Here is a 24,569-nt window from a genome sequence, read left to right as displayed (position 1 = left end):
AGAGAAGCGGCAACACAGGCGTAGCATACAGTTGGCAAATGTAGTACGGGGGGCATATGACCTGGTTTATTGACCGGCGTCTGAACGGCAAAAACAAAAGCATGGTGAATCGCCAGCGTTTCTTACGCCGTTATAAAGCGCAAATTAAACAGTCGATCTCCGAGGCCATTAATAAGCGTTCGGTGACTGACGTCGACAGCGGCGAGTCTGTATCCATTCCCACGGAAGATATTAGCGAACCGATGTTTCATCAGGGGCGTGGCGGTCTGCGCCACCGCGTGCATCCGGGCAATGACCATTTCGTCCAGAATGACCGAATTGAACGTCCCCAGGGTGGCGGCGGAGGTTCCGGCAGTGGTCAGGGCCAGGCCAGCCAGGATGGTGAAGGTCAGGATGAATTTGTCTTTCAGATCTCGAAAGATGAGTATCTTGATCTGCTCTTTGAAGATCTGGCCTTACCGAATCTGAAACAAAACCAACAACGCCAGCTGACCGAATATAAAACGCATCGGGCGGGTTATACCGCTAACGGCGTTCCGGCCAATATCAGCGTTGTGCGTTCCTTGCAGAACTCACTGGCGCGACGCACAGCCATGACGGCAGGCAAGCGGCGGGAACTTCATGCACTGGAAGAGAATTTGGCCATCATCAGCAACAGTGAACCTGCGCAACTACTGGAAGAGGAACGTCTGCGCAAAGAAATTGCAGAATTACGTGCCAAAATTGAACGCGTCCCTTTTATTGACACCTTCGATTTACGTTACAAGAACTACGAGAAGCGGCCCGATCCCTCCAGCCAGGCAGTGATGTTTTGCCTGATGGACGTTTCCGGTTCAATGGATCAGTCCACTAAAGATATGGCTAAGCGTTTTTATATTCTGCTGTATCTGTTCCTCAGCAGAACATATAAGAACGTGGAAGTCGTATACATCCGCCATCATACCCAGGCGAAAGAAGTCGATGAACATGAGTTTTTCTACTCGCAGGAAACTGGCGGCACCATTGTTTCCAGCGCCCTGAAACTGATGGATGAGGTAGTGAAAGAGCGTTATAACCCGGCACAGTGGAATATTTACGCGGCACAAGCATCGGACGGCGATAACTGGGCCGATGACTCTCCGCTTTGCCATGAAATCCTGGCGAAAAAATTATTACCCGTCGTTCGTTATTACAGCTATATCGAAATTACCCGTCGCGCTCATCAGACACTGTGGCGAGAATATGAGCATCTGCAATCTACTTTCGACAACTTTGCGATGCAGCATATCCGCGACCAGGATGATATTTATCCGGTGTTCCGTGAACTGTTTCATAAACAAAATGCAACAGCTAAAGACTAAAACTATCAGCCGGGTCATTATCGCCTGGCTGATTTTTAGCTCACTGTAAATTATCTCATTTATTACATACATTATCTTACAATCGCTTTAAATATGACAGCATAACCTTTACACAATTTAGTTCCAGAAAACAATCATTCGGAAAAATGATTCGGTCAACACGTATTTCCCTGGGGTTATTCTTTAATTATTTTTTATCGTCAACGAAAATTGATCCTGGTCAAAACTATATATCTCTGCCATCAATAAAATCCAGCACTCACATTGCTCTCCTTTTTATGGCTTCTATGGGTACACAAAAATTAAAAGCTCAAGGCTTTTTTATTTTCAGTTTATTGCTGACGTTAATTTTATTTTGCATTACTACCTTATATAACGAAAACACGAATGTAAAACTCATCCCACAGATGAATTACCTGATGGTTGTTGTGGCTTTGTTTTTCCTTAACGCCGTCATTTTTCTTTTCATGTTAATGAAATATTTCACTAACAAACAAATTTTACCAACACTCATTTTAAGCCTTGCGTTTTTAAGTGGCCTTATCTATTTAGTTGAAACCATTGTAATTATCCATAAACCAATCAACGGCAGTACACTGATCCAGACAAAGTCGAATGATGTTTCTATTTTCTATATTTTCCGCCAACTCAGTTTCATTTGTTTAACCTCGCTGGCGCTCTTTTGTTATGGTAAAGACAACATCCTGAACAATAATAAGAAAAAAACGGGAATACTGTTGCTGGCGCTGATCCCTTTTTTAGTTTTTCCCCTTCTGGCACACAATCTGAGCAGTTATAACGCTGACTATTCTTTGTATGTCGTCGATTACTGTCCGGACAACCATACTGCGACCTGGGGAATCAACTATACAAAAATATTGGTTTGTCTGTGGGCATTTTTACTGTTCTTTATTATCATGCGTACACGATTAGCCAGCGAACTATGGCCGTTAATAGCATTATTATGTCTGGCATCGCTATGCTGCAACTTACTTCTACTGACTCTGGATGAGTATAATTATACCATCTGGTATATCAGTCGCGGGATTGAAGTTTCCAGTAAACTGTTTGTGGTGTCTTTTCTGATTTATAACATTTTTCAGGAACTGCAACTCTCCAGCAAACTGGCAGTTCATGATGTACTGACCAATATTTATAATCGGCGCTACTTTTTCAACAGCGTAGAGTCATTATTGTCGCGACCTGTTGTTAAGGACTTCTGTGTCATGCTGGTTGATATTAATCAGTTCAAACGCATCAATGCCCAATGGGGACATCGTGTGGGTGATAAAGTGCTGGTTTCAATTGTCGATATTATCCAGCAAAGCATCCGCCCCGATGATATTTTAGCGCGACTGGAGGGTGAGGTGTTTGGCTTGCTATTTACCGAACTCAATAGTGCCCAGGCAAAAATCATTGCGGAACGTATGCGTAAAAATGTCGAACTCCTGACCGGCTTTAGTAACAGATATGATGTTCCTGAGCAAATGACCATCAGTATTGGCACGGTTTTTTCAACGGGTGACACACGTAATATCTCGCTTGTCATGACGGAAGCAGATAAAGCCTTACGCGAAGCGAAAAGCGAGGGGGGCAACAAAGTGATTATTCATCATATTTAAGTGCAAAAATATTCAGAGCCATGCTTTTTGCGTGGCTTTTGCATACAATTTATTACTATTACCCCTAAATTTCCCCTCCCCAGCGGCGCAGAGATGAGTATAATTAGCGCCCCTGTGCCAGGCCGCAATCGAACTTTATCTGGTTTTCTCGTTTCACTAACCGAAGGAGTGCCATTTATCATGAAATTGCACCATAGAATGCTCCGGCATTTTATCGCCGCAAGTGTCATTGTGCTGACATCTTCCTTCCTTATTTTTGAACTTGTCGCCAGCGACAGAGCAATGAGTGCCTATCTGCGCTATATCGTGCAGAGAGCAGACTCCTCCTTTCTTTATGATAAGTATCAGAATCAGAGTATTGCCGCGCATGTGATGCGCGCTCTCGCTGCTGAGCAGTCGGAAGTGTCGCCAGAACAGCGGCGCGCCATCTGCGAGGCTTTTGAGTCTGCCAATAATACCCATGGCTTAAACCTGACTGCCCATAAATACCCGGGCTTACGCGGCACACTACAAACCGCATCCACTGACTGCGACACAATTGTGGAAGCTGCTGCACTATTACCCGCTTTTGATCAGGCAGTGGAAGGCAACCGCCACCAGGATGATTACGGTTCAGGTCTTGGGATGGCCGAAGAGAAATTTCACTATTATCTCGATCTCAATGACCGCTATGTCTATTTTTATGAGCCGGTTAATGTTGAATACTTTGCGATGAATAACTGGTCCTTCCTGCAGTCAGGAAGTATTGGCATCGATCGCAAAGATATTGAAAAGGTATTTACCGGGCGTACCGTATTATCGAGCATTTACCAGGATCAGCGTACTAAACAGAACGTGATGAGTTTGCTGACGCCGGTATATGTCGCAGGGCAGCTAAAAGGGATTGTGCTGCTGGATATTAACAAAAACAATCTGCGGAATATCTTTTACACTCATGACCGCCCTCTCCTCTGGCGTTTTCTCAATGTCACGCTAACCGATACCGATTCGGGGCGCGACATTATCATCAACCAGAGCGAAGATAATCTGTTCCAGTATGTCAGTTACGTCCATGACTTACCGGGCGGCATTCGTGTCTCGTTATCCATTGATATTCTTTACTTTATCACGTCTTCGTGGAAAAGCGTTCTGTTCTGGATTTTGACGGCGTTAATTTTGCTGAATATGGTGCGGATGCACTTCCGTTTATACCAAAATGTGTCGCGAGAAAATATTAGTGATGCGATGACTGGACTCTATAATCGCAAAATTTTAACCCCTGAACTGGAGCAGCGGTTGCAAAAACTGGTGCAATCCGGTTCTTCGGTGATGTTTATTGCAATTGACATGGACAAGTTAAAGCAAATAAATGACACCCTTGGTCATCAGGAGGGGGATTTAGCGATTACGTTATTAGCTCAGGCGATTAAACAGTCGATTCGTAAAAGTGATTATGCCATCCGACTCGGTGGCGATGAATTCTGCATCATTCTTGTCGATTCGACGCCGCAAATTGCAGCACAACTGCCTGAACGTATCGAAAAACGTCTGCAACATATCGCGCCGCAGAAAGAGATCGGCTTCTCTTCCGGTATTTACGCGATGAAAGAAAACGATACGTTACATGATGCGTATAAAGCTTCCGATGAGCGTTTATATGTCAATAAGCAGAACAAAAACAGCCGTTCATGATAATCTTCTGTGGTTGTTTGCTTGTAATCTCAGGAGCATGAAATGACTGAAATGGCTAAAGGAAGCGTGACGCATCAGCGGTTAATCGCTTTATTATCACAAGAAGGTGCTGACTTCCGCGTCGTTACCCATGAAGCGGTAGGTAAATGCGAAGCGGTGTCAGAAATTCGTGGCACCGCTTTAGGCCAGGGGGCTAAGGCACTGGTATGTAAAGTCAAAGGCAATGGTGTAAATCAACATGTTCTGGCGATCCTCGCGGCCGATCAACAGGCCGATCTGAGCCAACTCGCCAGCCATATAGGCGGATTACGCGCTTCGTTGGCCAGCCCGGCGGAAGTCGATGAACTCACAGGCTGTGTCTTCGGCGCGATCCCCCCTTTCAGCTTCCATCCAAAACTCAAACTGGTTGCCGATCCCCTACTCTTCGAACGATTTGATGAAATCGCCTTCAATGCAGGCATGCTGGATAAATCCGTTATTTTGAAAACCGCGGATTATTTGCGCATTGCGCAACCAGAACTGGTCAATTTCCGCCGCACTGTGTAACTAGCCTGTCCGTTCGATAAGAAGAACGGACAAAACCAGCACAACAGCAATGGCAAAAAACGATGACGTGATAATCAGTGTCTCGACGAACATTTGATCGTTCATAGTATACCCCCGGGAGATAGCTGTTTTCACGTTATTGTTAGCGTGCGCAAATGGCAGTTTGATGACAGTTCGCCTGATTTTTTATGCAAAAAACGTAAAGATTTTCTACTTCCTTCCTGCAGCAAGCGTAAAGTAAGCAGGCTTATTATTCTTTGGCAAGGAAACCACGATGTTTGATGTCACTTTGCTGATCCTGCTCGGGTTAGCTGCGCTGGGCTTTATCAGTCATAACACCACTGTCGCCGTTTCAATTCTGGTGTTAATCATTGTCCGCGTCACACCGTTAAGCACCTTTTTCCCGTGGATTGAAAAACAGGGGCTAAGTATCGGGATAATCATTCTGACGATTGGCGTTATGGCCCCCATCGCCAGCGGCACGCTACCGCCCTCAACCCTGATTCACTCGTTTCTGAACTGGAAATCGCTGGTGGCAATTGCAGTAGGCGTTATTGTCTCCTGGCTAGGTGGGCGCGGCGTGACGTTAATGGGCAGCCAGCCGCAACTGGTCGCCGGGCTGCTGGTGGGCACTGTTTTGGGCGTGGCGCTGTTTCGCGGCGTACCGGTTGGCCCGCTTATTGCCGCGGGTCTGGTTTCGCTGATTGTGGGGAAACAGTAGTTAATCCCGCAATATATCGGCCTGGCGTTTGCCCCAGGCCTTTCTTAAACATAGTAATAAAGGCCGTTGTTGAATCATACCCCAGCGTATGAGCAACTTTCTGTACAGTATCGCCTTTCACTAATCCCTGAAGCGCCATAATCAGCTGTAACTGCTGACGCCACTGGCGAAAACTCAACCCCGTCTCTTTCACTATCAGTCGGGCAAGATTGCGTTCACTCATCGCAAAAAAGCGAGCCCATTGCCCCAATGACCCCCACTCGACGGGCTCTTTCGCCATCATCTCCACCATCGCGCGAATTTTAGGATGAGAAGAAACGGGTAGGTGCAGCTGTTGTTGTGGCTGCTGAGGGAGTTCATCAAACAGGACCTGAATTAATCTGCGGGTCATCGGCTCAGCACGCTGAGTCGACGTCCTGTTTGCCAGGGTTAAAATTAATTCCCGGCATAAGGGCGATATTTTCAATGTGCAACAGGTTGTCGGCATTGTCACTGCGCTGGGTTCGATAAACAGAAAACAGAGTTCAGCGTTAGCTGTCACTTGATTGCTATGTTCCACTCCGCCCGGTATCCAAACCGCATATTGCGGTGGCACCATCCACAAAGCATTTTCCACCGTACAGGTAATTGCACCATGTAGCGCCAGTATCAGCTGTCCTTTGCGGTGCTGATGTACAGGACTGGTTAACTCATCCGTTCCGGCGTGAATACAAAATGCGACCGCGGCTTCATGGTGTCGGTCGGGTTCATAGCCATTGAGATTCAACCTGTGCATCATTTTGTCCGAATTTAGCGATAATTTGTCATTTTAGCTTGATTCAACATAACAATAAAAACGGTAAGGTACAGCCTCGTTTGTAACAATGAGAAGCATATGACCTGTTCAACTTCATTAAGCGGCAAAAACAGGATTGTCCTTATCGCTGGCATTTTAATGATTGCCACAACATTACGCGTCACCTTTACCGGCGCAGCACCGTTACTGGATACGATTCGTTCCGCTTACTCGCTGACGACGGCGCAAACCGGCTTATTGACCACCCTGCCATTATTAGCCTTTGCGCTAATCTCACCTCTGGCTGCCCCGGTGGCGCGACGTTTTGGTATGGAACGTAGCCTGTTTGCCGCGTTACTTTTGATCTGTGCTGGCATCGCAATTCGCTCTCTCCCTTCGCCTTACTTCTTATTTGGCGGTACAGCGGTCATTGGCGGTGGGATTGCATTAGGCAATGTCTTACTGCCAGGATTAATTAAACGCGATTTCCCTCATTCCGTCGCCAGACTTACCGGCGCATATTCCCTGACAATGGGAGCTGCAGCGGCACTGGGATCGGCTATGGTCGTGCCGCTGGCTTTGAACGGTTTTGGCTGGCAAGGCGCGTTGCTCATGCTGATGTCTTTTCCTCTGCTGGCTCTTTTTTTATGGCTGCCACAGTGGCGAAGTCAACAACATGCAAATTTGAGTACCTCACGCGCCTTACATACTCGGGGTATCTGGCGTTCGCCGCTTGCCTGGCAGGTAACATTGTTTCTTGGGATCAACTCACTGGTCTATTACGTGATTATTGGCTGGCTTCCGGCGATCCTCATCAGCCACGGCTATAGCGAAGCACAGGCGGGTTCACTGCATGGTTTGCTGCAACTAGCCACAGCAGCTCCCGGTTTGCTGATCCCACTTTTCTTACATCATGTGAAAGATCAGCGTGGTATTGCAGCGTTCGTTGCCTTGATGTGCGCAGTGGGCGCGGTTGGGCTCTGCTTTATGCCAGCGCACGCGATCACCTGGACTCTGCTTTTCGGTTTTGGTTCCGGCGCAACAATGATACTGGGATTGACGTTCATTGGTCTTCGGGCAAGTTCTGCGCATCAGGCGGCGGCACTCTCGGGGATGGCACAATCCGTCGGGTATTTGCTGGCAGCCTGTGGGCCGCCGCTGATGGGTAAAATACACGATACTAACGGTGACTGGTCCATACCATTGATGGGTGTTGCCATACTTTCACTACTGATGGCGATTTTCGGACTTTGCGCCGGGAGAGACAAAGAAATTCGCTAATATCCGGTGCTATAGTGACGTGACCAATCATGCGTGGAAGGGAGAACAAACACGATGAATATTCAGTGCAAACGCGTTTATGATCCGGCAGAACAGAGCGATGGTTATCGCGTACTGGTCGACCGCCTCTGGCCGCGTGGTATCAAAAAAACCGATTTAGCCCTTGATGAGTGGGATAAAGAAATCACGCCGTCAACGGAACTGCGCAAAGCCTTTCACGGCGAAGTCGTCGATTTTGCAACCTTTCGCGAGCAATATCTTGCAGAACTAGCGCAACACGAGCAAGAAGGAAAGCGGCTGGCGGACATCGCCAAAAAACAGCCGCTGACCCTGCTCTACTCAGCAAAAAACACCACGCAGAACCATGCGCTGGTGCTGGCCGACTGGCTACGTAGCTTGTGATTTTAGTACAGCATCCGGCGGTTATTTTTCACCAGCCGGATGGTCCCGTCGCCACAATGCCCATTCATCAATCGTTTCACCGCCCGGTAATTTGCAATTGTTGCTGACCCCTTGCGCTGTCTGCACTGGAATGAGCGTCCCGCCCTTCTGCTGGCAATAGACCGACGCCGGATTTGCCATACCAATCTGCGGCGGTTTGGGTGCTTCTGGCTGAGAAGGGGTTGAACAACCAGCCAGGACCAGCAAGCAAGGCAGAACAAAACTGATAATTTTCATTTATTGATCTCACATATTTATCCAGACTTAGAGTATCGCGGTATCGTTTTGTTTTGCAGCACTATTTTTATTACATTCACTCAAATCATATTACGCCTTGTTTCATCTTTGTTGATGATGTTTTATCATGCCTGCAAAGATTAAATAATCAGCATTTACCCGCCGTATCCTGGAGTTGTTTCGTGTCAGATCAGATTATCGCCCGCGTCTCGCAATCCCTTGCCAAAGAACAGTCACTGGAAAGTCTGGTCCGACAGCTTCTGGAGATGCTGGAAATGGTCACTGATATGGAATCAACCTACCTGACCAAAGTGGATGTCGAAGCGCGCCTGCAGCATATTATGTTTGCCCGTAACAGCCAGAAAATGCACATCCCGGAGAATTTTACCGTCTCGTGGGATTACTCGTTATGCAAACGCGCCATTGATGAAAACTGCTTTTTCAGCGATGAAGTCCCTGACCGTTGGGGCGACTGTATTGCGGCACGCAATCTTGGCATCACCACATTTCTGAGCACGCCAATTCACTTACCGGATGGATCATTCTATGGCACGCTTTGCGCCGCCAGTAGTGAGAAGCGCCAGTGGAGTGAACGCGCGGAACAGGTTTTACAGTTATTCGCCGGACTGATTGCACAATATATTCAAAAAGAGGCACTGGTTGAACAGCTGCGCGAAGCCAATGCTGCGCTGATTGCGCAATCGTATACCGACTCGTTAACCGGGCTACCGAATCGGCGGGCGATTTTTGAAAACCTGACGACGCTGTTTTCTCTCGCCCGACATCTTAACCATAAGATAATGATCGCGTTTATCGATCTGGATAACTTCAAATTAATCAACGATCGTTTTGGTCATAATAGTGGTGATTTGTTCCTCATTCAGGTTGGCGAGCGCCTTAATACGCTCCAGCAAAATGGCGAAGTTATTGGTCGTCTCGGCGGTGATGAGTTTTTGATTGTTTCACTGAACAACGAGAATGCGGATATTTCGTCTCTGCGAGAACGTATTCAGCAGCAAATATGCGGAGAATATCACTTAGGTGATGTTGATTTGTATTATCCCGGTGCCAGTCTTGGCATAGTAGAAGTCGATCCTGAAACGACCGATGCAGACAGTGCCCTGCATGCTGCCGATATCGCGATGTATCAGGAGAAAAAACACAAACAGAAAACACCTTTTGTCGCGCATCCAGCGCTACATTCCTGAGGCGTATTCACATCCTTTTGATTGGTGATAACATGCGAATCGGTATTATTTTTCCGGTTGTAATCTTTATTACAGCGGTCGTATTTTTAGCATGGTTTTTTATTGGCGGCTATGCTGCCCCGGGAGCATAAAGATGAAAAAAACAACGATTATTATGATGGGTGTGGCGATTATTGTCGTACTCGGCACTGAGCTGGGATGGTGGTAACGTCACATCTAGAAAATAGCAAAGGCTGCCTGTGTGCAGCCTTTGTGCAATTTACGCGTTAACTTTTAATCTTTCTGTAGATAAACAGCACGACAATCGCGCCAATAACGGCAACCACGAAGCTGCCAAAATTGAAGCCATCGACTTTACCAAAGCCAAACAGCGTGCTGATCCATCCGCCGACTACGGCACCGACTATCCCCAGCAGGATAGTCATAAAGAATCCACCACCATCTTTACCTGGCATGATCCACTTCGCCAGAATACCGGCAATAAGCCCAAAAATAATCCATGACAGAATGCCCATTGTTTCCTCACTTATCTATTTTGCATTAGCGGGTTAGTCGCTGATAAAAAGCATAGCACAACATCGGGAGGGCAAGATTTGTGACGAGCATCACGGAGGATTTTTTTGCGATGGCGCAGAAATTGCGCCATCAACGATCAGTGATAATTACCAACCACAAACATCATGTTCGTTTTCCGTGTCATAAGAACGCACGGTATTCACCAGATCTTTTATCACTTCAGCCGCCACTTCTGGCACCAGCAAAGTCATCGGCGTCTCTGTTTCATAATCGACAGAAACGCCATTGCTGTTATTGGTGACGGTCACGGTATACGTTGCTTTGCCCATGATTCATTTCCCGTTATGAATGACTTTCCGTTGTTGCGCACCTTCCATCAGGACTTCAGGGGCAACGAAGAAGTCAATGTTGAAATAAGTATCGTCAGTCATGGCTTCAATGTTGTGCCACTTTTCTGGAGGGAACACCGCAAACTGCCCCGCTTCGATAAGGATCACCTGATCAGGCTCTGCACTGTGTTCATCAGGGTAGCCGAGATATTTGACCGCCCCATGCATAACGGAAAGGCGTGGGTAAACTCCCGGGCGCGTTCCTTTATCAAGATGACGTTCGAATATTCCGGCAGGCGCAGTTTGTTTATTCCAGAAAGGCGTTGAGCGCGTATGAATATAATTCTGTGGGATTTGCAGCATCCTTTTCCCTCCTTCGGTGAATGCGCTGAAAATGGTTTATTCCAGCCGTTTCAGGGTACGCCTGATAATTTGCATTTTAAATACCATTTATTGGTTACTTTTTAGCACCATATCAGAGAAGAATCAGGGAGGATTACAGATGGGAAGCCCGCGACAACGCGGGCTGAAAGCATCAGGATTGCAGCGTCGCCAGTCGGGCGGCGAAACCCACGAACATCAAACCAATCAGTGAGTTGCCCACTTTAGCCAGTTTCTTTTTGGTACGTATGTACTGTGTGACAAAAGCACCAGAAATAATCAGGAAGCTCAAATAGCAGAAACTCACCAGTTCCAGCGTCGTCGCCAGAATAAAGAATGAAATTCCCGTATGTGGGGCATTAACATCGATAAACTGTACGAAAAACGACACATAGAACAAAATGGCTTTCGGATTAGTCAGGCTCAAAATTAACGCGCGTTTAAAAATGGCACCGTATTGAGGCTCATCGGATTTGGCCTCGTTATTTTTACCCTTCAGGGTCGCGTAGAGAATTTTACTCCCCAGATAGAGCAAATAAAACGCACCAAGATAACGTACAATGTTGAATAATATCGGGGTGGTCTTAATTAATGTCGCCACTCCAGCCCATGCCAGAAACATCAATACCGCATCGCCAATAAATACACCGCAGGCCGCAAGATAACCGCCTTTCATACCGCTACTGACGCTATTTTTGAGTACAAACAGGGTATTTGGCCCTGGCACCAACACAATAAAAATGGCCCCAACCAGATAGGTCCAGTAATTCAGAACCCCGTATTCAGCGAACACATTAACCTCTTTAATTATCTTTCGATCATGCGCGATTAAAGGTGAATATGCTAACCAATCTGTAGCGGCTTAGAAAGGAGAAAATCAGGTTTTAACCCGATATCAACCCGATAATTGAATCATTAATCAGGCATGCTCCAGTGAAAAATTCGGGTAGTGCTCGGCAAAATACTGGCGTAAAAATTCTACCGTTATCCGCACTTTCGCTGACGTCGCCAGCCTTGAAACATAAACGGCCCAGACATTCGCTGGCTGGTAATATTCCGGTAGCAACTGCACTAAATGACCACTGGCAATATTTTCGCTAACATCCCACCAGGAGCGCAGAGCAATCCCCTGCCCATCAAGACACCACTGATGGACAATTTCTCCATGATTAGACGACAGTGGGCCGGTAACTTTAATCGCATGGTGGCCTTCTTTATTGCGTAATTGCCAGACACCAAAAGGATGATCGCGCTCTTTAATGACCAGGCACGGCAATGCAGAAAGATCGGTTAAATGTTTCGGCGCGCCATGTTGCGCAATAAATTCCGGTGACGCGCAGAGAATGCGATAATTGGTCGCCAGTTTGCGGGCGATTAAATTAGGGGCGATATCATCGCCAATGCGAATATCGAGATCGACACCTTCATTGACCAAATCGACCAACCGGTCTTCCACATCAAAACGTAATTCCAGTTGCGGATACGCCTTCGCCAGCGCTGATAACGCCGGGGCCACCACCTGTCGTCCAAAACCAAAGCTGCTGATAATACGCAGCATCCCCTGCGGCACCTGACGCACGTCAGAAAGTTCGTCCATCATTTGACCGACATCCTGCAAAATCCGCTGCGCCCATTCATAAATCCGCTCTCCTTCTTCGGTAATGGTGACACGGCGGGTGGTGCGGTGTAACAACACCACGTTTAGCGTTTGCTCCAGCAAGGCGATGCGCTTGCTGACGAACGCTGGAGAAACGCCCAGTTCTTCCGCCACGGCGGCAAAACCAGCCCGGCGAGCCACCAGCATAAAGACGCGCAAATCGTTCAGCAGCGGTAAATTATTCATGATTCGTGTTTTATGTTTCACCAGTTACAGGGATTAATTCCTTTTCAGTCAATTATAGGATGGTGATGTTGTCAATTTTGATGGTCAGGAAGTGAGAACCCAATGATGAAAACGATGCGTATTGCTGCGATCCCGGGAGACGGGATTGGCAAAGAAGTCCTTCCTGAAGGGATTCGCGTGTTACAGGCTGCCGCTGAGCGCTGGGGCTTCGCCTTGAGTTTTGAGCAAATGGAGTGGGCGAGCTGCGAGTATTACAGCCATCACGGTAAAATGATGCCGGACGACTGGCATGAGCAACTTAGCCGTTTCGACGCCATCTATTTTGGTGCCGTCGGCTGGCCGGACACCGTTCCGGACCATATTTCGTTGTGGGGTTCGCTGCTGAAATTTCGTCGTGAATTCGACCAGTACGTCAACCTGCGCCCGGTTCGTCTCTTTCCTGGCGTTCCCTGCCCGCTGGCGGGAAAACAGCCTGGCGACATCGATTTTTACGTGGTCAGGGAAAACACCGAAGGCGAATATTCCTCGCTCGGCGGCAGAGTGAATGAAGGTACAGAGCATGAAGTCGTCATTCAGGAATCGGTATTTACGCGTCGTGGTGTCGATCGCATTTTGCGTTATGCCTTCGAACTTGCGCAAAGCCGCCCACGTAAGACGCTAACTTCTGCCACTAAATCGAACGGTTTAGCCATCAGCATGCCGTACTGGGATGAGCGAGTGGAAGCAATGGCCGAGAATTACCCGGAGATCTGCTGGGACAAGCAGCATATTGATATTCTCTGCGCGCGTTTTGTGATGCAGCCGGAACGCTTCGATGTGGTAGTGGCGTCCAATTTGTTTGGCGATATCCTTTCCGATCTTGGCCCGGCCTGCACCGGCACCATTGGCATTGCCCCATCCGCCAACCTGAATCCGGAACGCACTTTCCCGTCGCTCTTCGAGCCAGTCCACGGTTCCGCGCCGGATATCTACGGGAAAAACATTGCTAACCCTATCGCCACAATTTGGGCCGGTGCAATGATGCTCGATTTTCTCGGCAATGGCGATGAGCGTTTCCAGCAAGCGCATAACGGTATTCTGGCCGCGATTGAAGAAGTGATTGCTCACGGGCCGAAAACACCTGATATGAAAGGCAATGCCACCACGCCACAGGTTGCCGACGCGATTTGCAAAATTATTTTGCGTTAAGGTCAAACCAGTTTATTTGAACCGCGTCACTGACGCGGTTTTTTTATTCGTTCTTTGCAGTTAATAACCTGCGTCATTTCACCTTTTATTGTTTCCGTTTCGTGTTTTATGGCTTTCCGTATTCTTAATTGTTTAATTTATGTAACATGTAAATAATCAATTTGTTAAACACAACATGCAACTCATTACCCTGCAAATAATTACAACTGGCAAAAGCCAGAGACGGGCTTTTATGCCCAGGAGATGACTCATGATGAGCAATGTTAAGAAAAAAGATGTGCCGCTGATAAGCATCAGCCTGGTGGCCATTCTTTTCATCGCAGCTGCATTAAGCCTTTTCCCACAACAATCGGCCGACGCGGCCAACGCAATATACACTTTTGTTACGCGTACGTTAGGTTCCGCCGTACAGGTATTGGTTTTGCTGGCAATGGGACTGGTGATTTATTTAGCCACCAGTAAATACGGCAATATTCGTCTTGGAGAAGGAAAACCGGAATACAGCACGCTCTCCTGGCTGTTTATGTTTATTTGTGCCGGTTTAGGTTCTTCTACGCTTTATTGGGGGGTTGCTGAATGGGCCTATTATTATCAAACACCTGGATTAAATATCGCACCGCGTTCACAACAGGCACTCGAATTTAGCGTCCCTTACTCCTTCTTCCACTGGGGCATCAGCGCCTGGGCAACTTATACGCTGGCCTCATTAATCATGGCTTATCACTTTCATGTGCGGAAAAACAAAGGTCTGAGCCTTTCCGGCATTATTGCCGCGATTACCGGCGTTCGCCCGCAAGGCCCGTGGGGAAAACTGGTCGATTTGATGTTCCTGATCGCCACTGTCGGTGCGCTGACCATTTCCCTTGTTGTTACCGCAGCAACCTTTACTCGTGGGCTTTCCGCGCTGACCGGTTTACCCGATAACTTCACCGTGCAGGCATTTGTGATCCTGCTTTCCGGCGGCATTTTTTGCCTAAGCTCGTGGATTGGTATCAACAACGGTTTGCAACGTCTGAGCAAAATGGTTGGCTGGGGCGCGTTCCTGCTGCCATTACTGGTGCTGATTGTCGGTCCAACCGAATTTATTACCAACAGCATCATCAATGCCATCGGCCTGACCACGCAAAACTTCCTGCAAATGAGCTTATTCACCGATCCGCTTGGCGATGGTTCATTTACCCGCAACTGGACCGTTTTCTACTGGCTGTGGTGGATTTCATACACCCCTGGCGTAGCAATGTTTGTCACACGCGTTTCACGCGGTCGTAAGATTAAAGAAGTTATCTGGGGACTGATCCTCGGCAGCACCGTCGGTTGCTGGTTCTTCTTCGGCGTAATGGAAAGCTATGCCATTCACCAGTTTATCAATGGCGTAATCAACGTCCCACAGGTGCTGGAAACACTGGGCGGCGAGACAGCTGTGCAGCAAGTTCTGATGTCGTTGCCAGCCGGTAAATTGTTCCTCGCCGCATACCTGGGCGTGATGATTATTTTCCTTGCCTCGCATATGGATGCGGTGGCCTACACCATGGCGGCGACCAGTACGCGAAATCTTAAGGAAGGTGACGACCCTGACCGTGCTCTTCGCCTGTTCTGGTGCGTGGTTATCACCCTGATTCCACTGTCTATCTTATTTACTGGCGCGTCGCTGGAAACCATGAAAACCACTGTGGTACTTACAGCCCTGCCCTTCCTCGTTATTTTACTGGTGAAAGTCGGTGGCTTTATTCGCTGGCTGAAACAGGATTACGCCGACATTCCGGCTCATCAAGTTGAACATTATCTCCCGCAGACACCGGTTTAAGCCCCGGAAAAAACGCCAGTGCTCCCTGCGGGAACCGTATTCAAAGGCGACAACTGAGCGCCATCATCCTAACGATAAAGGTAACCCTATGAGCAATCTGAGCCCTGACTTTGTACTACCCGAAAATTTTTGCGCTAACCCGCAAGAGGCGTGGACCATTCCTGCCCGTTTTTATACCGATCAGAACGCCTTTGAACACGAAAAAGAGAACGTCTTCGCCAAAAGCTGGATTTGCGTCGCTCACAGCAGCGAACTGGCGAATGCCAATGATTATGTGACGCGTGAGATCATTGGCGAAAGCATCGTGCTGGTACGTGGTCGTGATAAGGTTTTGCGCGCGTTCTATAACGTTTGCCCGCACCGTGGTCATCAGTTATTGAGCGGCGAAGGGAAAGCGAAAAATGTGATTACCTGCCCGTATCACGCCTGGGCATTCAAACTCGATGGTAATCTGGCCCATGCGCGTAACTGCGAAAACGTCGCCAATTTCGATAGCGACAAAGCGCAACTGGTTCCGGTGCGTCTGGAAGAATATGCCGGATTCGTCTTCATCAACATGGACCCCAACGCCACCAGCGTAGAAGATCAGTTACCCGGTCTGGGGGCGAAAGTGCTGGAAGCCTGCCCGGAAGTCCACGATCTGAAACTGGCGGCCCGCTTTACCACCCGCACGCCTGCCAACTGGAAGAACATTGTCGATAACTATCTCGAGTGCTATCACTGTGGTCCGGCGCATCCAGGTTTCTCCGACTCCGTACAGGTTGATCGTTACTGGCACACCATGCACGGTAACTGGACGCTGCAGTACGGTTTCGCCAAACCGTCCGAACAGTCTTTCAAATTCGAAGAGGGCACGGATGCGGCATTCCACGGTTTCTGGCTGTGGCCGTGCACGATGCTGAACGTCACCCCGATCAAAGGGATGATGACGGTCATTTATGAATTCCCGGTGGATTCTGAAACTACCCTGCAAAACTACGATATTTACTTCACCAATGAAGAGTTAACCGACGAGCAAAAATCGCTGATTGAGTGGTATCGCGATGTGTTCCGTCCGGAAGATTTACGTCTGGTTGAAAGCGTACAGAAAGGGCTGAAATCGCGTGGCTATCGTGGCCAGGGGCGCATCATGGCCGACAGTAGCGGTAGCGGAATTTCCGAACATGGTATCGCCCACTTCCATAATCTGCTGGCGCAGGTGTTTAAGGACTAATGACATCGGCGGCGGTATTTTCCGCCGCTGGGCTGATTTTTGATGGAGTACAGCAATGTCAGACTATCAAATGTTTGAAGTACAGGTGAGCCAGGTTGAACCGCTTACCGAACAGGTGAAACGCTTCATGCTGGTGGCAACCGATGGCAAACCATTACCTGCGTTTACCGGAGGAAGTCACGTCATTGTGCAGATGAGCGATGGTGATAACGAGTACAGCAATGCGTATTCACTACTGAGTTCGCCGCATGACACCTCTTGTTATCAGATTGCCGTTCGACTGGAGGAAAACTCGCGCGGCGGTTCCCGCTTTTTGCATCAGCAGGTAAAAGTGGGCGATCGGTTAACGATTTCAACGCCTAATAACCTGTTTGCGCTAATTCCCTCGGCCAGAAAGCATCTGTTTATCGCGGGCGGTATTGGTATCACCCCTTTCCTGTCACACCTGGCAGAGTTGCAATACAGCGACGTCGACTGGCAGTTACATTACTGCTCGCGAAATCCAGAAAGTTGCGCATTTCGTGATGAGCTAGTCCAGCATCCGCAGGCTGAGAAAGTTCATTTTCATCATTCATCAACCGGAACACGACTGGAATTAGCGCGATTATTGGCGGATATCGAACCTGGCACACATGTTTATACCTGCGGCCCCGAGGCGCTAATTGAAGCTGTAAGAAGTGAAGCTGCGCATCTGGACATCGCCGCCGATACGCTGCACTTTGAGCAATTTGCGATTGAAGACAAAACCGGCGATGCATTTACCCTGGTGCTTGCCCGTTCCGGTAAAGAGTTTGTGGTGCCGGAAGAGATGACTATTTTGCAGGTTATTGAAAATAATAAAGCCGCGAAAGTGGAATGTTTATGTCGTGAAGGGGTATGCGGAACCTGCGAAACGGCAATACTGGAAGGTGAAGCTGACCATCGGGATCAGTATTTTAGCGATGAAGAGCGTGCCAGCCAGCAAAGTATGTTGATCTGTTGTTCGCGCGCGAAGGGTAAACGCCTGGTGTTGGATTTGTAGTTTGCCGAAGCCGGATGTGGCGCTGAGTGCGCCCAGTCCGGCTTCGGAAGATTTTACTGCGGATATTCCTGCAATAAATTGTGTAATGCTTCCGCCATCAGCTCACCACGCCAGCCGGAAATCAGCTCCGGCAAATTGTTCTGCGGTTTCAGTTTCCAGTGCCAGTTCAGCAGTTGGTTGATTTGCCGACGCGATGCCAGCAATTCGGCGCTGATCTTGTGCGTTTCGCTCACGTCAGTAATCAGCGACTTAATCGCTTTAAACGCTTTACGATAACCCGGCATGTCCATCAGGTTAAGCATCGGCTGCGGTAAGGCCTCTTCCGGCAATGTCTGCGCTTTTTCCACCAGCGCCAGCAGCGTTTTACCGTGAAAGCGGATTTCGCTACCGGATAAGCCCAGGCTGTCCAGTTCGCCTAAACTTCCCGGCATATAACGCGCTACCGACCACAAATGCTCTTCGCGCACGACAAAGTTCACCGCCAGATCGCGCTCCCGCGCCTTGCGCAGTCGCCAGTCGGCTAACAGTTGCAGACAGGCCAGTTGGCGTGTGCGTAACTGCCAGGCATTGGTGATATCACGCCAGGCATCTTCCGGTGCAACGACTTCCTGACGACGCATTTGCATCAGGCGGCATTCATCCAGCGCCGCAGGTAGCCAGCCGGAGGCCTCCGTTTCTACCATAAGCTTTGCGGTGATCGGTAACAGATACCAGACATCCGCCGCTGCGTATTCACACTGACGTTCGGTCAGCGGTCTGGCCAGCCAGTCGGTGCGCGATTCACTCTTGTCCAGCGTAACGCCGGAATACTCTTCCACCATGGAAGCGAAACCCCATGATATCGGGCGTCCGCAGAAGGCAGCAAGGATTTGCGTGTCAATCAGGGGTTGTGGTAATTCGCCAAAGACATTGAGGAACACTTCCAGATCTTCACTGCCTGCATGGAGAAATTTTGTGATGGACGGATCGCGCAGGATCGCTTTCAGCGGTGACCAGTCGGTGATCCCGAGAGGATCAATTAGCGCCAGATGCTCGCCATCGAAAAGTTGAATTAGACCCAGTTGCGGGTAATAGGTGCGCGTACGAACAAATTCAGTATCCAGGGCTATCGCCGGAAAGGCACGGACGGCTTCACACAAAGAAGCCAGCGCATCGTCCGTGGTAATCATTTGGTAATTCAAATTGTATTCTCTTTAGTGGGCGTCAAAAAAAACGCCGGATTAACCGGCGTCTGACGACTGACTTAACGCTCAGGCTTTATTGTCCACTTTGCCGCGCGCTTCGTCACGTAATTCTCGTCGCAAAATTTTTCCGACGTTAGATTTCGGTAACTCATCACGAAACTCCACCAACTTCGGTACTTTGTAGCCCGTGAGCTGACGGCGGCAAAAAGTCACCAGTGACTCTTCGGTAAGCGATGGATCTTTTTTCACTACGAAGATTTTCACCGCTTCACCACTGGAGCCGGAAGGTACGCCAACAGCCGCGACTTCCTGTACGCCAGGATGCTGCATGACGACATCTTCAATCTCGTTGGGATAGACGTTAAAACCGGAAACCAGAATCATGTCTTTTTTACGATCGACAATGCGCAGGAATCCTTCTTCATCCATCACCGCGATGTCGCCAGTGTGTAACCAGCCATTTTTGATGATCTCATCGGTAGCATCCGGACGCTGCCAGTAACCCAGCATCACCTGCGGTCCTTTGACACAAAGCTCACCCGGTTGACCCGGTGGTACTTCGTTGTCGTCGTCATCCACCAGTTTGGCTTCTGTTGACGGTACCGGCAAACCGATGCTACCACTATGATAATCAATATCATACGGGTTAACGCTGACCAGCGGCGCACACTCGGTCAGGCCATAACCTTCCAGCAGATACTGTCCAGTCAGTTTCACCCAACGTTCTGCCACCACTTGCTGAACAGGCATCCCTCCGCCTGCGGAAAGATGCAGACTGGAGAAATCCAGCTGCTGGAACTCTTTATTGTTCAGCAACGCATTGAACAAGGTGTTAACGCCAGTGATAGCGGTAAACGGATATTTCGCTAACTCTTTTACCAACCCTGGAATATCGCGCGGATTAGTGATAAGCAGGTTCTGCCCACCCAGTTCGATAAACAGCAGGCAGTTAATGGTCAGGGCAAAAATGTGATACAGCGGCAGCGCCGTCACCACCAGCTCTTTGCCCGGATGCAACAGCGGACCATAGGTCGCGTTAACCTGTTCCAGGTTCGCCAGCATATTGCGGTGAGTCAGCATCGCGCCTTTCGCCACACCAGTGGTACCGCCGGTGTATTGCAGGAAAGCTAAATCTTCCGGCACCAGTTCGGGTTTGACGTACTGCATCCGGTAGCCGTTGTGCAGGGCGCTACGAAATGAAATGGCATCTGGCAGATGGTATTTCGGCACCAGACGCTTGATGTATTTAACAACGAAATTGACTACCGTGCCTTTTGCCGTAGATAGCTGATCGCCCATACGGGTCAAAATAACGTGCTGAACGGCGGTTTTATCAACCACTTTTTCCAGAGTGTGGGCAAAGTTAGACACGATAACAATCGCCGATGCGCCGCTATCGTTAAGCTGATGCTCAAGCTCACGCGGGGTATACAACGGGTTAACGTTTACAACGATCATCCCGGCACGCAAAATGCCAAACAGCGCCACCGGATATTGCAATAAATTAGGCATCATCAACGCAACGCGATCGCCTTTCTTCAGTCCCAACCCTTGTTGCAAATAAGCGGCAAACGCGCGACTGCGTTCTTCCAGTTTGCGGAAGGTCATCACCTCCCCCATATTCACAAACGCGGGTTGATCGGCGTAGCGCGCGACCGACTGCTCAAACATATCTACCAGAGATTGATAACGGTCAGGGTTGATCTCCGTCGGAACGTCCGCGGGATAACGGTTAAGCCAAACCTTCTTCAATTCTTCACCTCTAAAATGCGTGTTCGTCGTCATCGCAACCCCAAATGATATACATGCCGTTAACATAATATTAACTCATCATACCAGCTTGATAATTACCCAACGAAAAGGTTGCGAAGCGCGTCACTATTTATTTTTATCTTTACCGTAAGAATGCAGAAACAGCGGACCAGCCGCTGTTTCTTTTTCTTTAAAAACAAGCAATTATTCAGTTACAACTGTTTGTACTCTCGCGGGGCCGGGATTATACCAGCCCCATCCGCCGTAGCCATAGGGCCAGCCACGACCGCCATAAAACCATGGATCAATCGGCTGAGGCGGCATAATCACCTGCTGGGTTAAATGCCAACGTTTGTAACCCGTTACCTGCATCACCATAAATTTATAGGGCGTGTTGCCGATTTTGCCGTCAACCGCACCGGTGATTGGCCCGACTACCGTAACCAGTTGTCCACGGAAATCTACCGGGTCCAGAAAACCGTTCACATCAGCATAAATGCGACCGCGTGAAGGTTCTCCCAGCGTCGGTCTGGCTCCGCTGTCCAGTGGTACGGTGGCAATTTCCAGGCGGGTTTTCCCTTGCTGGTTTTGTACCGCAACCACTTTGCCACCAAAGCGAGCCTCCTGACCAACGTACAGCTGCGGCGCACTCATCACCCGAACTAAATCTTGTTGCGGCGTGGGACTGCTGCCTTTAATGGCGTCCGGCACAGTAACACAACCGCTCAGCATTAGCGCAAACGTACCTGCCAGTATGCCTTTGATAACATTCTTTTGAACCGCCATGATGCGACTCCTTTTTTCTCAGGGCATACTCTTAAGATTCATTCTTTGCCCGGAAGTTTCTTCCATGCGACGTTGTTACGTAAATAAACCGGTTCGGCATGTTCCACCGCCACCGTTTTACCCTCGGCAAACATCTGACACGCAATCGGAAGCATATCTTCCGCCGCTGGCAGTAAAACTTCTCCGTCGCGCAAAACCAGCCCGCTCTCTTTACCGAGATCCGGCCAGGCTTGCCAGCCTGTACCTACCGTCACCCATTCCCCGGAAAGCTGTTGCATCCGTTCATGAACGAGTTCGGGTTTGAGTACGGCTTCGGTTTCTTCACCGTGCCAGATACCGTTTTCATCACGCTGATATTCGGCCCAGTAAACTTCGCCCATCCGCGCATCAATAGCAGCCAGCACGCGGGTTGCGCCGTTTTTGCGCCACGCCCCTTGCGCCATTGTCATTAGCGTGGAGACGCCAATCATCGGTAATTCCGCGCCAAGTGCCAGCCCTTGCGCAATGCCAATACCAATGCGCACGCCGGTAAAGCTACCGGGGCCGCGCCCGTATGCCAGAGCATTTATGTCAGTCAAGGAAGTTCCGCTGGTGGTCAGGATATCCTGCACCATCGGTAAAATTCGTTGAGTATGTTCACGAGGGCAAAGCTCAAAATGAGCGTTGACAGTACCGTCGTTCCACAGGGCGACAGAGCAGGCCTCTGTCGCGGTATCGATAGCCAGAATTCGCATGGGTCTTCGTGCTTAGATCAATAAAAAGGCGCGCATCATACCATACTCCATCACAAATTACCTGGAGGATGGTATCGCAAGGAAACGAACCGCACGGGCAATGTCACGGGTGCGCGGCGCTGGCGGCAGACTGGCGAGAAACGTCGCGCCGTAAGGGCGCATCACCAGCCGATTATCGCAAATCACCAAAACTCCTCGATCGTCGGCGTCGCGAATCAATCGCCCTACTCCCTGCTTGAGAGTAATGACCGCATCCGGCAGCTGTACTTCATCGAACGGGTCACCACCACGCAAACGGCAATCTTCCATGCGCGCTTTTAACAGTGGATCATCCGGCGAGGTAAACGGCAACTTGTCGATAATCACCAATGACAATGTATCGCCACGCACATCCACCCCTTCCCAGAAGCTGCTGGTTGCCACAAGAAGCGCGTTACCGGCGCTGACAAATTGCTGCAACAGTTGCCCTTTGCTGGTTTCCCCCTGCAACAAAACGGGAAGCGTCATGGTAGCGCGGAACTGCTCGGCCAGATCGCGCATCATGGCGTGCGAGGTACAAAGCATAAAACAACGACCGTTGTTAGCCTCGATGATCGGTCGCAGCATTGCCGCCAGTTGCCGTGCACAACCCGGTTGATTGGTTTGCGGCAGGTTGCGCGGCACACAGAGTAACGCCTGGCGGCTGTAATCAAACGGGCTGGGTAACAGCAACGACTCTGCCTGTTCAATGCCAAGCCGCGAGGTGAAATGATGCAGATCGTCGTTCACCGACAGCGTTGCTGAGGTAAAGATCCAGCTACCGGGCTTTTGTGCCATTAACTCTTTGAATTTATCCGCCACGCTAAGCGGCGTCAGCGCGAGAGTGAAATGGCGCGAGGTACATTCGTACCAGTAGCTGTAACCCGGCTGATTAATCTCTTTTAGCCGTTTGAGTCGCGTGCGATATAACGTGGCGCGTTCAAATGCCGCATCCAGCAAGGCGGAACGCCCCAGCGAAAGTTTCGCCACGTCATAACAAAGTTCCAGGGTGTCATCGAGCAGTAAAAATGCCCGCTGAATTTGCGGATTAGCTAACAGCTCACGCAGGTTACCGCGATAACCAGGCTCACCGAGTTGCAGACGAAAATCCTGCGCGCTCTGGGCAAGGCGGTCGGCGCACTTTTGTAACTGCTGAGTATCTTTTAATTCGGTGCGATAGGCGATGGTGATGTCTTTTGCCAGGTCGAGCAGTTGTCGACTGGAGAGTGACTGACCAAAATACTGGCTGGCAATGTCGGGCAGTTGGTGGGCCTCGTCGAAGATCATGACGTCAGCTTCCGGGATCAGTTCGCCAAATCCACTCTCTTTCACCACCATATCCGCCAGAAAGAGATGATGGTTTACCACCACCACATCGGCGTCCATCGCTTTTTTGCGTGCTTTGACCACAAAGCAATCTTTATACATCGGGCAGTCGCTGCCAAGGCAGTTATCGTTGGTGCTGGTGACCAGCGGCCACGCCTGTGAATCTTCCGCCACGCTGACGCAGGTGCTGATATCACCATCGACTGTTTGATTAGACCAGGAGCGCAGCAGGATCACATCGCTTAAGATTTGTACCGGCAGATCGCCCCCCGCCAGCGCCTGCTGTTCGAGACGTTCGAGGCAGAGGTAGTTTGAGCGCCCTTTCAGCAACGCCACGTTGCCCGTATATTTCAACGCCTTTGAGACTGTTGGCAAATCGCGGCTGTAGAGCTGATCCTGCAACGCTTTTGAGCCGGTCGAGATAATGACTTTCTTTTTCGCCCGCAGCGCAGGAGCCAGGTAAGCGTAGGTTTTGCCCGTACCGGTTCCTGCTTCCACCACCAGCGGCTGGCCTTTTTCTATCGCCTGGGTGACGGCTACCGCCATCTGTCGCTGTGGTTCTCGCGGCTTAAAGCCTGGTATCGCTTTCGCCAGCTGACCGTCTGGTGCAAAATCGTCCGTCACACTACCCC

The 24,569-nt window shown here is 49.5% G+C and carries 27 protein-coding genes; 14 read left to right on the top strand and 13 right to left on the bottom strand.

The window, feature by feature from the left end; genetic code table 11:
* Window positions 1-56 precede the first annotated feature (56 nt).
* The 4 genes from ACJHYD_RS04560 to yeaK all read left to right on the top strand — a co-directional run bounded on the left by ACJHYD_RS04560 (window position 57) and on the right by yeaK (window position 5,179).
* A complete protein-coding gene (locus ACJHYD_RS04560; protein WP_000219686.1) occupies window positions 57-1,340 on the top strand; it encodes a YeaH/YhbH family protein in 1,284 nt (427 codons plus the stop codon).
* A 146-nt stretch (window positions 1,341-1,486) separates the two neighbouring features.
* Window positions 1,487-2,962: a GGDEF domain-containing protein gene (locus ACJHYD_RS04555; RefSeq protein ID WP_001551217.1), complete on the top strand. Its 1,476-nt coding sequence runs from the start codon at window positions 1,487-1,489 to the stop codon at window positions 2,960-2,962.
* 180 nt (window positions 2,963-3,142) lie between these two features.
* The gene (gene dgcJ, locus ACJHYD_RS04550; RefSeq protein WP_000766137.1) at window positions 3,143-4,633 is read left to right on the top strand and encodes a diguanylate cyclase DgcJ; all 1,491 of its coding nucleotides are present in this window, start codon (window positions 3,143-3,145) and stop codon (window positions 4,631-4,633) included.
* 42 nt (window positions 4,634-4,675) lie between these two features.
* The gene (gene yeaK / locus ACJHYD_RS04545; RefSeq protein WP_001551218.1) at window positions 4,676-5,179 is read left to right on the top strand and encodes a mischarged aminoacyl-tRNA deacylase; all 504 of its coding nucleotides are present in this window, start codon (window positions 4,676-4,678) and stop codon (window positions 5,177-5,179) included.
* On the opposite strand, the gene yoaI is transcribed toward yeaK, so the two are convergent.
* Complete coding sequence (gene yoaI, locus ACJHYD_RS04540) at window positions 5,180-5,284, bottom strand: small membrane protein YoaI (RefSeq protein ID WP_000999630.1); 105 nt, start codon at window positions 5,282-5,284, stop codon at window positions 5,180-5,182.
* A 169-nt stretch (window positions 5,285-5,453) separates the two neighbouring features.
* Here yoaI and ACJHYD_RS04535 point away from each other — a divergent pair, with 169 nt between their 5' ends.
* A complete protein-coding gene (locus tag ACJHYD_RS04535; protein ID WP_000460707.1) occupies window positions 5,454-5,900 on the top strand; it encodes a DUF441 domain-containing protein in 447 nt (148 codons plus the stop codon).
* On the opposite strand, the gene nimR is transcribed toward ACJHYD_RS04535, so the two are convergent.
* The gene (nimR, locus tag ACJHYD_RS04530; protein WP_000972237.1) at window positions 5,857-6,678 is read right to left on the bottom strand and encodes a DNA-binding transcriptional regulator NimR; all 822 of its coding nucleotides are present in this window, start codon (window positions 6,676-6,678) and stop codon (window positions 5,857-5,859) included. The two genes, ACJHYD_RS04535 and nimR, sit on opposite strands and share 44 nt — an antisense overlap.
* Window positions 6,679-6,774: 96 nt before the next feature.
* Here nimR and nimT point away from each other — a divergent pair, with 96 nt between their 5' ends.
* Both nimT and ACJHYD_RS04520 read left to right on the top strand, forming a co-directional pair.
* A complete protein-coding gene (gene nimT, locus ACJHYD_RS04525; protein WP_001551219.1) occupies window positions 6,775-7,956 on the top strand; it encodes a 2-nitroimidazole transporter in 1,182 nt (393 codons plus the stop codon).
* 54 nt (window positions 7,957-8,010) lie between these two features.
* Complete coding sequence (locus ACJHYD_RS04520; protein WP_001025381.1) at window positions 8,011-8,358, top strand: DUF488 domain-containing protein; 348 nt, start codon at window positions 8,011-8,013, stop codon at window positions 8,356-8,358.
* Window positions 8,359-8,379: 21 nt separating this feature from the next.
* On the opposite strand, the gene yoaF is transcribed toward ACJHYD_RS04520, so the two are convergent.
* Window positions 8,380-8,634 (bottom strand): DUF333 domain-containing lipoprotein YoaF, encoded by a 255-nt coding sequence (gene yoaF, locus ACJHYD_RS04515; RefSeq protein ID WP_000691930.1) that lies wholly within the window; start codon window positions 8,632-8,634, stop codon window positions 8,380-8,382.
* A gap of 182 nt (window positions 8,635-8,816) precedes the next feature.
* Here yoaF and dgcP point away from each other — a divergent pair, with 182 nt between their 5' ends.
* From dgcP to yoaJ, 3 genes are read left to right on the top strand one after another with little or no spacing between them, the layout of a single operon-like run.
* Window positions 8,817-9,842, top strand: a complete 1,026-nt coding sequence (gene dgcP / locus ACJHYD_RS04510; RefSeq protein ID WP_001551220.1) for a diguanylate cyclase DgcP — start codon at window positions 8,817-8,819, stop codon at window positions 9,840-9,842.
* A 32-nt stretch (window positions 9,843-9,874) separates the two neighbouring features.
* A complete protein-coding gene (locus ACJHYD_RS04505; RefSeq protein ID WP_001219350.1) occupies window positions 9,875-9,973 on the top strand; it encodes a YoaK family small membrane protein in 99 nt (32 codons plus the stop codon).
* 2 nt (window positions 9,974-9,975) lie between these two features.
* A complete protein-coding gene (yoaJ, locus tag ACJHYD_RS04500) occupies window positions 9,976-10,050 on the top strand; it encodes a protein YoaJ (protein ID WP_001386836.1) in 75 nt (24 codons plus the stop codon).
* A gap of 58 nt (window positions 10,051-10,108) precedes the next feature.
* Here yoaJ and ACJHYD_RS04495 read toward each other — a convergent pair whose 3' ends face one another.
* The 5 genes from ACJHYD_RS04495 to dmlR form a co-directional block, all read right to left on the bottom strand.
* Window positions 10,109-10,357 carry a GlsB/YeaQ/YmgE family stress response membrane protein gene (locus tag ACJHYD_RS04495; protein ID WP_000512153.1) on the bottom strand — a complete coding sequence of 83 codons (249 nt, stop codon included), beginning with the start codon at window positions 10,355-10,357 and terminating at the stop codon, window positions 10,109-10,111.
* Window positions 10,358-10,504: 147 nt separating this feature from the next.
* A complete protein-coding gene (locus tag ACJHYD_RS04490; RefSeq protein WP_000513737.1) occupies window positions 10,505-10,687 on the bottom strand; it encodes a DUF1869 domain-containing protein in 183 nt (60 codons plus the stop codon).
* 3 nt (window positions 10,688-10,690) lie between these two features.
* Complete coding sequence (yeaR, locus tag ACJHYD_RS04485; RefSeq protein ID WP_000939323.1) at window positions 10,691-11,050, bottom strand: DUF1971 domain-containing protein YeaR; 360 nt, start codon at window positions 11,048-11,050, stop codon at window positions 10,691-10,693.
* A 172-nt stretch (window positions 11,051-11,222) separates the two neighbouring features.
* Window positions 11,223-11,861 (bottom strand): leucine efflux protein LeuE, encoded by a 639-nt coding sequence (leuE, locus tag ACJHYD_RS04480; protein WP_000457202.1) that lies wholly within the window; start codon window positions 11,859-11,861, stop codon window positions 11,223-11,225.
* A gap of 126 nt (window positions 11,862-11,987) precedes the next feature.
* On the bottom strand, window positions 11,988-12,911 hold the full coding sequence (gene dmlR, locus ACJHYD_RS04475) for a DNA-binding transcriptional regulator DmlR (protein WP_001328838.1): 924 nt from the start codon (window positions 12,909-12,911) through the stop codon (window positions 11,988-11,990).
* A 102-nt stretch (window positions 12,912-13,013) separates the two neighbouring features.
* Between dmlR and dmlA the strand changes: the two genes are divergently transcribed.
* From dmlA to yeaX, 4 genes are all read left to right on the top strand, one after another.
* The gene (dmlA, locus tag ACJHYD_RS04470) at window positions 13,014-14,099 is read left to right on the top strand and encodes a multifunctional D-malate/3-isopropylmalate/tartarate dehydrogenase (protein ID WP_000978487.1); all 1,086 of its coding nucleotides are present in this window, start codon (window positions 13,014-13,016) and stop codon (window positions 14,097-14,099) included.
* Between the two features lie 250 nt (window positions 14,100-14,349).
* The gene (gene yeaV / locus ACJHYD_RS04465) at window positions 14,350-15,903 is read left to right on the top strand and encodes a BCCT family transporter YeaV (protein WP_410228810.1); all 1,554 of its coding nucleotides are present in this window, start codon (window positions 14,350-14,352) and stop codon (window positions 15,901-15,903) included.
* A gap of 88 nt (window positions 15,904-15,991) precedes the next feature.
* Window positions 15,992-17,116 carry a carnitine monooxygenase, oxygenase subunit YeaW gene (gene yeaW / locus ACJHYD_RS04460; RefSeq protein ID WP_000067822.1) on the top strand — a complete coding sequence of 375 codons (1,125 nt, stop codon included), beginning with the start codon at window positions 15,992-15,994 and terminating at the stop codon, window positions 17,114-17,116.
* A 55-nt stretch (window positions 17,117-17,171) separates the two neighbouring features.
* Window positions 17,172-18,137 (top strand): carnitine monooxygenase reductase subunit YeaX, encoded by a 966-nt coding sequence (yeaX, locus tag ACJHYD_RS04455; protein WP_001286993.1) that lies wholly within the window; start codon window positions 17,172-17,174, stop codon window positions 18,135-18,137.
* A gap of 53 nt (window positions 18,138-18,190) precedes the next feature.
* On the opposite strand, the gene rnd is transcribed toward yeaX, so the two are convergent.
* The 5 genes from rnd to ACJHYD_RS04430 form a co-directional block, all read right to left on the bottom strand.
* Entirely contained in the window at window positions 18,191-19,306 is a 1,116-nt protein-coding gene (gene rnd / locus ACJHYD_RS04450) for a ribonuclease D (protein WP_001328839.1), read from the bottom strand.
* 81 nt (window positions 19,307-19,387) lie between these two features.
* Window positions 19,388-21,073 (bottom strand): long-chain-fatty-acid--CoA ligase FadD, encoded by a 1,686-nt coding sequence (gene fadD / locus ACJHYD_RS04445; protein WP_000758422.1) that lies wholly within the window; start codon window positions 21,071-21,073, stop codon window positions 19,388-19,390.
* Between the two features lie 204 nt (window positions 21,074-21,277).
* Entirely contained in the window at window positions 21,278-21,859 is a 582-nt protein-coding gene (gene yeaY / locus ACJHYD_RS04440; RefSeq protein ID WP_000290576.1) for a Slp family lipoprotein YeaY, read from the bottom strand.
* Window positions 21,860-21,897: 38 nt separating this feature from the next.
* On the bottom strand, window positions 21,898-22,593 hold the full coding sequence (tsaB, locus tag ACJHYD_RS04435) for a tRNA (adenosine(37)-N6)-threonylcarbamoyltransferase complex dimerization subunit type 1 TsaB (protein ID WP_001220981.1): 696 nt from the start codon (window positions 22,591-22,593) through the stop codon (window positions 21,898-21,900).
* A 57-nt stretch (window positions 22,594-22,650) separates the two neighbouring features.
* On the bottom strand, window positions 22,651-24,561 hold the full coding sequence (locus ACJHYD_RS04430; RefSeq protein ID WP_000128845.1) for an ATP-dependent DNA helicase: 1,911 nt from the start codon (window positions 24,559-24,561) through the stop codon (window positions 22,651-22,653).
* Window positions 24,562-24,569 lie beyond the last annotated feature (8 nt).

Origin of the sequence: Escherichia sp. WS1368, assembly GCF_046487485.1 — a bacterium.
Classification (GTDB): Bacteria; Pseudomonadota; Gammaproteobacteria; order Enterobacterales; family Enterobacteriaceae; genus Escherichia; species Escherichia coli.
This window is presented reverse-complemented; position numbering and strand designations above follow the sequence as displayed.

Coding starts and splice junctions, on each gene's coding strand:
- yoaI (WP_000999630.1), bottom strand. CDS start 5,284: ATGAACGATCAAATGTTCGTCGAGACACTGATTATCACGTCATCGTTT.
- yeaR (WP_000939323.1), bottom strand. CDS start 11,050: ATGCTGCAAATCCCACAGAATTATATTCATACGCGCTCAACGCCTTTC.
- yeaK (WP_001551218.1), top strand. CDS start 4,676: ATGACTGAAATGGCTAAAGGAAGCGTGACGCATCAGCGGTTAATCGCT.
- ACJHYD_RS04490 (WP_000513737.1), bottom strand. CDS start 10,687: ATGGGCAAAGCAACGTATACCGTGACCGTCACCAATAACAGCAATGGC.
- dmlA (WP_000978487.1), top strand. CDS start 13,014: ATGATGAAAACGATGCGTATTGCTGCGATCCCGGGAGACGGGATTGGC.
- nimR (WP_000972237.1), bottom strand. CDS start 6,678: ATGATGCACAGGTTGAATCTCAATGGCTATGAACCCGACCGACACCAT.
- yoaF (WP_000691930.1), bottom strand. CDS start 8,634: ATGAAAATTATCAGTTTTGTTCTGCCTTGCTTGCTGGTCCTGGCTGGT.
- yeaV (WP_410228810.1), top strand. CDS start 14,350: ATGATGAGCAATGTTAAGAAAAAAGATGTGCCGCTGATAAGCATCAGC.
- dmlR (WP_001328838.1), bottom strand. CDS start 12,911: ATGAATAATTTACCGCTGCTGAACGATTTGCGCGTCTTTATGCTGGTG.
- yeaY (WP_000290576.1), bottom strand. CDS start 21,859: ATGGCGGTTCAAAAGAATGTTATCAAAGGCATACTGGCAGGTACGTTT.
- ACJHYD_RS04505 (WP_001219350.1), top strand. CDS start 9,875: ATGCGAATCGGTATTATTTTTCCGGTTGTAATCTTTATTACAGCGGTC.
- ACJHYD_RS04495 (WP_000512153.1), bottom strand. CDS start 10,357: ATGGGCATTCTGTCATGGATTATTTTTGGGCTTATTGCCGGTATTCTG.
- rnd (WP_001328839.1), bottom strand. CDS start 19,306: ATGATTACCACGGACGATGCGCTGGCTTCTTTGTGTGAAGCCGTCCGT.
- ACJHYD_RS04555 (WP_001551217.1), top strand. CDS start 1,487: ATGATTCGGTCAACACGTATTTCCCTGGGGTTATTCTTTAATTATTTT.
- ACJHYD_RS04560 (WP_000219686.1), top strand. CDS start 57: ATGACCTGGTTTATTGACCGGCGTCTGAACGGCAAAAACAAAAGCATG.
- yeaW (WP_000067822.1), top strand. CDS start 15,992: ATGAGCAATCTGAGCCCTGACTTTGTACTACCCGAAAATTTTTGCGCT.
- ACJHYD_RS04535 (WP_000460707.1), top strand. CDS start 5,454: ATGTTTGATGTCACTTTGCTGATCCTGCTCGGGTTAGCTGCGCTGGGC.
- tsaB (WP_001220981.1), bottom strand. CDS start 22,593: ATGCGAATTCTGGCTATCGATACCGCGACAGAGGCCTGCTCTGTCGCC.
- yeaX (WP_001286993.1), top strand. CDS start 17,172: ATGTCAGACTATCAAATGTTTGAAGTACAGGTGAGCCAGGTTGAACCG.
- dgcJ (WP_000766137.1), top strand. CDS start 3,143: ATGAAATTGCACCATAGAATGCTCCGGCATTTTATCGCCGCAAGTGTC.
- ACJHYD_RS04520 (WP_001025381.1), top strand. CDS start 8,011: ATGAATATTCAGTGCAAACGCGTTTATGATCCGGCAGAACAGAGCGAT.
- nimT (WP_001551219.1), top strand. CDS start 6,775: ATGACCTGTTCAACTTCATTAAGCGGCAAAAACAGGATTGTCCTTATC.